This is a genomic window from Acetivibrio sp. MSJd-27 (assembly GCF_018918095.1).
In the GTDB taxonomy this organism is placed as follows: domain Bacteria; phylum Bacillota; class Clostridia; order UMGS1840; family HGM11507; genus HGM11507.
Map to the genome: position 1 here is coordinate 1 of NZ_JAHLPV010000063.1, position 7,945 is coordinate 7,945.

Here is a 7,945-nt window from a genome sequence, read left to right on the forward strand (position 1 = left end):
AAATCCACAGTGCTTGTCTTTATTATATCGCAGGTAGCTACTCCTGCAAATATAATCAAAAACTTTAAGAAAGGAGATATAATTAAAACCACCCCTTTCGAGATGGTTTAATTATACGTAATAATATGCCATGTTAAGAACAAGTACTCTGTCATTTGATTTATCTGTTTCAAGTTTATAAACTTCGTCTATTACCAAGAAATCTATACTTTCAATGAGCGTATATGCATTTTCTTGTACAATGCGATCATGTGTTAAAATAAAAATATTTTTCCCTTCAAAATCATAAGAATTCTCATCATTAATAGTAGTATGTATTTTATATTGGCCAAAAAAAATCTTTGTACTTTTTGATTATTTTTTTCAAATACTCATCAACCAGTGCTAATGTTGGCACAATTAGTACAATGTTGTTTGGTCTATATCTTGATATATACTCAAAAACGCAAAAAGTTTTGCCAAAGCTTGTTGGTGCACTTACTATCAATGCTGCATTATTATGTATTTCATCAATTATTCTTATTTGCTCCGGGTGAAGAGATATATTATTGTCTAGTTGCGACCTAGACATTGCAGAGTAAACCAACGAATCAAAAGTATAGTTCGAAGAATAAACAGTTAAATCAAGTGCAAATAGATCTTCTGCTATTTCCTTAGCTTTTTGAGTAGGATTGCTTGATTCATTTAATTTTTTTATATAATTTTCTCGCATCATCTGCGGTTCACATAGAGGCAGATTGTTTTTCATAAAATGCTCTCCTCTCTGCTATACATTGCGTAAATACACTGATCATTTTTGATTTATTCATTATTGGCAAGGATATAAGTATGTATTGTGTTTCTAACCCAAGTAAATCGGTCTTTTTTATACAACTTAAAGTTTTAAAAATTTCATCTGCCGTATTTTCTGTCCCGTGAGCAACAAATAATGGCACCGATATTTTCTTAATCCCCATATCTGCAATGAAGTCTTCAATTTTAATTGATGTTTCTATTGCGGATAGGTATTTTGCCCCAAAAGTCCCCATATTATCTTTTAACAAACGATTGCTTAATACCAAAGAAAACTCATCACGTATCTGTTGTTCGTATAATTTCAAAGATTGTTTTAATAATCCTACCCCGTTAGATAACGACCTACTCAGTTTTGATTCACCGAATAAAATCATATCACGTTCAGGGGAATAGTATAAGGCATCGATTCCATAAACACTCATATTGTAATCTGTTGTTAGATGGACTTTTGGTATTATACATTCAAACTTAAAATATTCAGACAGTAAATTACAGAAGATATACCCCCCAATTTTACCCATTTTATCTAACCGTATATTAAGATTACCCTTGCCATCGTCGCCTATTTCATACTCGTCATTTAATATTTTCAACACCTCATTTTCAATATCTTGAGGCAATCTAGAAGTATTATATTCATCTATAAAATAAGCCAACTCCCTATACAGAATAGCATAGTTCTTCTTGTTGGGCGAAAACGAAAGATGATTTTTATTTTCTGCATATTTTAATATTCTATCTTCACTAAAAAAATAATAAAATATTTCTTTATAAAATGATTCAGATTCCGATAAATTGATATGCACAAACGAAGTTTTTTCATTTATTGATATAACCTCAAAATCATTAAATTCACTTTTTGTATATTCATCCATCTTTTGACCCCCAATATTATATTTATTAAATAAATTACATTTTTGTAATCATATTAATAAATGTCCTTATCAAATTTCGATACCATCACTAAAAGCCTTACCAACTACATCACCAATCTTGCGGTATGTATGGTGTACCGGGTCATAAGTGATAGGACTGAATTTATTCAAATCAATTTTGCCATTTTCTTCAAGGATTTTTTCTTCTGCACAAACATTTACGATTTCGCCAACAAGTCTGCAGGTTTCTTCGTCGTAGCTGATAAGTTTACATTCAAGTGCCATAGGCAGTTCATCAAAAAGCGGAGCATTTACAAATTCACTCTTTGTAATGTGCCAACCCGCTTTTTCTATTTTATCAGGTTCTTTATTACCCGAAACTATGCCAACATAATCGCAGGCAACAACATTTTCTATATCTGCAATACTTACGGTAAATGCACCCGTTTTAACAACATTCTTTGCAGTCTTGTGTCCGTCATCCACACAAATGGAAATCTGTGTTTCCTCACTTATACCACCCCAGGCGGCATTCATTGCATTAGGTTTTCCGTTCTCATCATATGTGCCAATAATAAGTACCGGCATAGGATATAAAATAGCTTTCGCTCCAAAATTCTTACGCATAGTAACTACCTCCTAAACTCAATAACACGCACTGAACGCAGGTCTCATATATTCAATAGCACCACGACTAAGACCATACTTTGTTGCAAGTTTTTCCCAATTATCTCTGACTGTTGTTGTGATATTATTTGCACTCTCCGTTGCTTCTTCAACCGACAACCCAAAATGATGAGCTGTTTCTATTGCAAGGTCCATTGAAATAGAATTGTCATCTGAATTCACATTCAGAGCCAACTCATCTCCATATGGAATCGGATTAACATCATATAGAGGGGAAAGTTCCCAGCCATTCTTGCTTAAAATAAAACCGTGATTTCTTAAATGATCGTCCGTATTCGAGATGGCCATACTAAATACAATGCGCATCCAAAGTTCCTTCAAATCCTTTTTGGGTGAAACGCCATTTGATTTGATAAACCCTGCAATATCAAGATAACTCGAGCCGTCCGAAGATGAAGCTCCATCTGTTTTTCCAAGCATAGTCATAGCAGACGCAAAGTGTATTCGTCTTTTGCCGTCACGGTCAAAGCGCTTTACAATAAACGTACTGCCTAACTTAGAAAAGGTTTCAAGTTTTGATTCAGGAACATTAAGTGAACACATTCTGGCCAAATCGTGAGCAACTTTTTCCCAAGCACCTGTATTGAATTCATCGTTCTTTGATGGGAACTTTGCAATCCAAAGCTCGCCATTGGTATCCTGAATTGTTGCCTTTGGTCTTGCACCACCTAATGAAGAACCTGGCTTTAATAATTGGTTCAACCATTTTTCATTAAGCATATTTTCTTCATTTTCAAAATTTCTTGAAGCTTCTTCAAGAGTTCGAAGTGTCGCCCAAGGCGGAGCAGCAGTTTCTTTATCATCAGATAGAAACGGTCCATTTTCATCGTCTTTAAATCGTATTGCGCCCATTCGGGTTTCGTCATATACCCCAAGCAGATAATCACCGTCGGTTAATTTTCTTGGTTTGCGACCTTCTTTATCTGCATAAATTCTTTCACGGCGTTGCATCAAAACACGTCCCCAACGGTCCGGAGATGAATCTGCAAACACTCCAAAAATACTTTTATTTATAGGGTACTGTCGACCTGAATATAGCTGTAATTCAGGATCTATTATATAATTTCTTTTGTGATTTGAAAGCCAATCTTCATCAAATTCAAAAGAAAAGTTATCAGAACCTTTTCCTTCGCTAACATATAATCTTCCCATTAAATTTGATTCATCTGAATTAAAACTTTCATAAACATAAATTGTTTTCATACTAATCTTCCTTCCGAGGTGCACGCTTGCGTACTGTCAAATTCAAATCCTGAATAGTTCTACCTAAAGTATCATCTTTTGCAACGAGCAATAAATCCTTATCCATTCCATTAAGAGCGTGAAGAACCGCAGCATATATTCCAATAGCAACAGTTTTATCGCCCTTTTCTACTTTCCATAATGTAGCACGACTTATATCTGCTCTTTCAGCCACAAGTTCTACAGATAAGTTTCTTCTTAATCTGGCGAGTTTTATCTGCTCGCCCATAGTATTTAGTATATCCTGCGTTGCAGGCAATATTTGGGCAGTCTTTTTAGCCACAAAAATCACTCCTAACGTATATTATTATATACTATAGTTTCATTTTTTGTCAATCTTAATAAACATTATTTTAACAAAAATGACGAATCTCTACAAAGAAATTCGTCATTAATCTTCAATTACAATACAATTAACTTTTTTTGAAACCGGTGTCACGCATCAAGAGCAATAATCCCTTCCCCAAAATATGGTGCAAAGTTAGGATTATTGTCAAACTCACCACCATCGCCTTCGTAGTTGGCATGACCAAAGGAACAATGCCAATGCCCGCAGACAATCGTTTTGCCGCTTTCTATAATTCCACTATGCGCCGCTTCCATTCCGTTTATCCATCTTGAACTATTCCACGCCTGAGTGCCCGCATTACGCCAATCTTCGATGGGAACATAATTCCTTGAATTGTTATTGCCAATAATTGTACAAGTAATCCATCCGTGCGTAAATATGTAGTGCTCTGTTTCAAAATAATCAACCATTGTCGGAATAATGTCTTGTATAAATGGATTTTTCGAAAACTTCCTATCCATCTCATCAGATTCAGTTAACAGTTGTTCGATGGTTGATTCTGTAAGCTGACAGATAGTATCTACTGTGCCGTTGGAATAGTGATGTCTTTGTAGAAAACTACCTTTATCCCAATTATTCAAAAGATCTAATACCAAATCTTCGTGATTTCCCCTTATAAGAATTACTTCATCCTTTGACATCAAATCAAGTATGAAGCTTTGCAGTTCTAATGCCTCAGTGCCTCTATCATAAATATCTCCGCATATAATCAACTCGTGAGGCTCTGTATCTTCAAAAAATCCTTTTTCAGCTAATGCAGATCTCAATTCACTAAAATATCCGTGCACATCAGCCGTTACATAATATCGCATAGAATTACCTCTTACAGTTTCTCATTCCATTCACTTTCTCTGAACCCAACCAAAACAAAGTCTTGTCCTATCACAAGCGGGCGTTTTACAAGCATTCCGTCTGTAGCTAGCAACTTCAACTGTTCTTCTCCAGACATTGTAGGAAGCTTGTCCTTTAACTCCATCGACTTGTACAAAAGCCCGGATGTGTTAAAGAATTTCTTTAATTGAAGTCCACTCATTTTGTACCAAGCGGCAAGTTCCTCAAACCTCGGATTATCTTTCTTTATATCACGAAGCTCGTATTCTATTTCGTTGTCATCAAGCCACTTCTTTGCTTTCTGACAAGTTGTACATTTTGGGTAACAAATAAATTTTATCATTGTTTGTCTCCTATTTTTCAAGACTCTTTTCGTCCATAAGAAAATCGTAAATATTCATAGTAAGAATTCCGTTTTCATCGTAAAAGCTTGGAACAATATCTTTTGTTATAATGATTTTCTTGAACGAATCGTCAATTTTCTTAAACGGTCTGATTTCCTGGATTCTCTTTTCTTCATCGGGAATAGAGAATGCAGACTGAATATAATATTTCATTGAACCAAGATTGCATATAAAATCAACTTCAAGCTGCTTTCTGACGGTTTTGCCTTCTATGTTTTTCTCTGTAATAGGGACAACGCCTACATCAACTCTGTAGCCGCGCATCCTGAGCTCATTATAAATTACATTCTCCATCGCGTGAGTCTGTTCAAACTGCCTGAAGTTTATGCGTGCATTACGAAGTCCCATATCGGAAAAATAATACTTTTTAGGGGTTTCGATATAAGCCTTTCCCTTGATGTCATATCTTTGTGCCGATTCAAGCAGGAATGAATCCTCAAGATAATCAAGATACTTTTTGATTGTTGTGGAAGTAATTTTTGAATTCTTGATAGATTTAAAGGTGTTTTTTAATTTTTCCGGATTGGTTAAAGAACCAATGGCAGAAGATACTATGTTAAGCAAATCTTCAAGCTCGCCGATGTTTCTGACCTTGTTTCTTTTTTGAATATCTCTTACATAAATCTCGCTGAAAAGATTTTCAAGGGCAGATGCCTTGTTTTCCGCACCGTCTCTGAGAACCACTAAAGGAATACCCCCGTAGAGCATATATTCCGAAAGCCCTTCATACTTATCGCCCTTATAAGCAGTCATAAACTCAGAAAAGCTTAAAGGATACATATGAATTTCATCACCGCGACCAGCAAACTCGGTAATAATGTCCTTCGAAAGGAATTTCGCATTACTGCCGGTTACATAAACATCCATGTTTTTCTTGCGAAGATAACCGTTTAAAACAGTTTCAAAGCAATCGAGCATCTGCACCTCATCTAAAAGAAGATAGTGCATTTCATTATCTTCCATTTGATTTCGGATGTACGCCATAAACTTTTCGGGATCAACTCTTCTTTTTTGTTTTTCTATTTCAATTATGCTTTCACCAATCAGATTCAAATCATCACCGGAATCAAACGCAAAACGGATGATATGCTTCTCATCTACACCGCTTTCTAAAAGATGATTATAAAAAATTTCATTCAAAAGATACGACTTTCCGCATCTTCTGATGCCGGTTATAACTTTGATTAATCCGTTGTGCTTCAAGCTAAGCAACTTATTCAAATATAAATCCCGCTTAATTTCCATATTGTTCATCGCTCCAAAAGAGATTTTTACACCTTTTTATATTTTTATATATTAATATTACCACAAATATATAAAATAGTCAAGATTTTAAAAGAGATTTTTGCACCTTTTTACAGTTTTATATTCTTAAATAGGCAAAAAGACGAATCCCTCTGATGAGATTCGTCTTTAAAATTTTTAATATTAAAAATTTGAACTGTTAAGAAATGAATAACTTACTATTCACATCTTTTCACCCCATTCACTTTCTTTGAACCCGATCAGAACAAAATTCTCACCAATTACCAAAGGTCGTTTTACAAGCATTCCGTCAGTCGCAAGGAGTTTTAATTGCTCTTCTTCAGACATAGTAGGGAGCTTGTCTTTCAATTCCATTGACTTATACAAAAGTCCTGACGTGTTAAAGAATTTCTTTAGCGGTAACCCACTCATTTTGTAACAATATAATAAAATTGATTTTTTCCCAAATGCTTGATATAATAGAAAAGTAAAAATCTTAGTTTTTTTGAGGCTGACTGGAAGAGAATCAGTTGGATGAATATCCAGAATTCATTTCAAGAAAGGATGGCAAGAGATGAAAGCATACGAAATAAAAGTATCAATAAAAGGAGCAAAACCGCCGATATGGAGAAAAATAGCCGTCCCGACTGATATTAACTTTATGCAGCTTCACAATATCATTCAAGTTTCGATGGGATGGCACAATTATCATATGTATGAATTTTCCTTCAAGGAATTTGAGGAACGAATTACCAATGATCAGGAAGCTTGTGAGGAGTATGAATACTACACTTCCGAGGAAGGAAAAAAGCGATTGCAGAAAATAGATTTCGATTTTATGATGAGAATACAAAAATCTCTGCATGCAAAAGAAGTGAAAATTGATAAATATTTTAAAAAGACAAAGAATTTCAAATATATATATGATTTTGGAGATTGGTGGGAACACACAGTGGAAGTGATCGGCATGATTGACGATTATACCTACGAATTTCCTCAGGTGCTGAAATTCAGGCAATGTTGCCCGCCAGAGGATTGCGGCGGCATTGACAACTATTACGATTTCCTTGAAAAATATAATAACAAAACAGCTCCAGAACATGATGAAGCAGTGGAGTGGGCAAATATGCAAAGCTTTGACACGGAATATGACATAGAAGCAGTCAATGAAGAATTAAAGGACGTTCTCGACTTGGAAGATATTATGGGCGATATGTTCTAAAAAGCATCTGGGGAACTATGATGGATACAGCTGGATAAATGCTGAAACATATTGTCCCTATTATCAATCACACAGCCGGTGATTGATAATAGGGACATTTTTCTTTGCAGAATGAAAGTTGTATGCTATAGTTTGGTTCAGATAAAAATTCATTCTACCATAGGGGAATTCTTGGGTCTGCTTCTAACTTTGTGTAAAGTCCAAACAAGGGTAAAATTGGTTGGCAGGGAGTGTTTTTGCTCCCTGCTTTTTCAATATAACAGAAACATGGCAAAAACTCAAGCCTTAATCCGGC

10 protein-coding genes are annotated in these 7,945 nt (G+C 35.1%); 1 reads left to right on the forward strand and 9 read right to left on the reverse strand.

Translation table 11 applies throughout. The features are described 5' to 3' along the window. Positions 1-319 precede the first annotated feature (319 nt). The 9 genes from KQI32_RS12640 to KQI32_RS12680 all read right to left on the reverse strand — a co-directional run bounded on the left by KQI32_RS12640 (position 320) and on the right by KQI32_RS12680 (position 6,923). Positions 320-748 carry a DEAD/DEAH box helicase gene (locus tag KQI32_RS12640; RefSeq protein ID WP_216425888.1) on the reverse strand — a complete coding sequence of 143 codons (429 nt, stop codon included), beginning with the start codon at positions 746-748 and terminating at the stop codon, positions 320-322. Next, entirely contained in the window at positions 723-1,670 is a 948-nt protein-coding gene (locus KQI32_RS12645) for a Hachiman antiphage defense system protein HamA (RefSeq protein ID WP_216425890.1), read from the reverse strand. The genes KQI32_RS12640 and KQI32_RS12645 overlap by 26 nt, the downstream gene beginning before the upstream one ends. 69 nt (positions 1,671-1,739) lie before the next feature. Further along, positions 1,740-2,297 carry a flavin reductase family protein gene (locus KQI32_RS12650; RefSeq protein ID WP_216425892.1) on the reverse strand — a complete coding sequence of 186 codons (558 nt, stop codon included), beginning with the start codon at positions 2,295-2,297 and terminating at the stop codon, positions 1,740-1,742. 18 nt (positions 2,298-2,315) lie between these two features. Continuing rightward, positions 2,316-3,560, reverse strand: a complete 1,245-nt coding sequence (locus KQI32_RS12655; protein WP_216425894.1) for a type II toxin-antitoxin system HipA family toxin — start codon at positions 3,558-3,560, stop codon at positions 2,316-2,318. A 1-nt stretch (position 3,561) separates the two neighbouring features. Then, positions 3,562-3,882, reverse strand: coding sequence for a helix-turn-helix transcriptional regulator (locus tag KQI32_RS12660; protein ID WP_308167062.1), 321 nt, complete (start codon positions 3,880-3,882; stop codon positions 3,562-3,564). Between the two features lie 152 nt (positions 3,883-4,034). Beyond that, a complete protein-coding gene (locus KQI32_RS12665) occupies positions 4,035-4,760 on the reverse strand; it encodes a metallophosphoesterase (RefSeq protein WP_216425895.1) in 726 nt (241 codons plus the stop codon). A gap of 11 nt (positions 4,761-4,771) precedes the next feature. Continuing rightward, the gene (locus KQI32_RS12670) at positions 4,772-5,119 is read right to left on the reverse strand and encodes an arsenate reductase family protein (protein ID WP_216425905.1); all 348 of its coding nucleotides are present in this window, start codon (positions 5,117-5,119) and stop codon (positions 4,772-4,774) included. A 13-nt stretch (positions 5,120-5,132) separates the two neighbouring features. Further along, positions 5,133-6,428, reverse strand: a complete 1,296-nt coding sequence (locus tag KQI32_RS12675; protein WP_216425897.1) for an ATP-binding protein — start codon at positions 6,426-6,428, stop codon at positions 5,133-5,135. A gap of 222 nt (positions 6,429-6,650) precedes the next feature. Further along, entirely contained in the window at positions 6,651-6,923 is a 273-nt protein-coding gene (locus tag KQI32_RS12680) for an ArsC/Spx/MgsR family protein (RefSeq protein ID WP_374197086.1), read from the reverse strand. 79 nt (positions 6,924-7,002) lie between these two features. Between KQI32_RS12680 and KQI32_RS12685 the strand changes: the two genes are divergently transcribed. Continuing rightward, the gene (locus KQI32_RS12685; RefSeq protein WP_216425901.1) at positions 7,003-7,650 is read left to right on the forward strand and encodes a plasmid pRiA4b ORF-3 family protein; all 648 of its coding nucleotides are present in this window, start codon (positions 7,003-7,005) and stop codon (positions 7,648-7,650) included. Positions 7,651-7,945: the final 295 nt, after the last annotated feature.

Bases quoted from the DNA above. Each gene is read 5' to 3' on its own strand.
- KQI32_RS12640 (WP_216425888.1), bottom strand. From the start codon at position 748: ATGAAAAACAATCTGCCTCTATGTGAACCGCAGATGATGCGAGAAAAT.
- KQI32_RS12685 (WP_216425901.1), top strand. From the start codon at position 7,003: ATGAAAGCATACGAAATAAAAGTATCAATAAAAGGAGCAAAACCGCCG.
- KQI32_RS12655 (WP_216425894.1), bottom strand. From the start codon at position 3,560: ATGAAAACAATTTATGTTTATGAAAGTTTTAATTCAGATGAATCAAAT.
- KQI32_RS12665 (WP_216425895.1), bottom strand. From the start codon at position 4,760: ATGCGATATTATGTAACGGCTGATGTGCACGGATATTTTAGTGAATTG.
- KQI32_RS12650 (WP_216425892.1), bottom strand. From the start codon at position 2,297: ATGCGTAAGAATTTTGGAGCGAAAGCTATTTTATATCCTATGCCGGTA.
- KQI32_RS12675 (WP_216425897.1), bottom strand. From the start codon at position 6,428: ATGGAAATTAAGCGGGATTTATATTTGAATAAGTTGCTTAGCTTGAAG.
- KQI32_RS12645 (WP_216425890.1), bottom strand. From the start codon at position 1,670: ATGGATGAATATACAAAAAGTGAATTTAATGATTTTGAGGTTATATCA.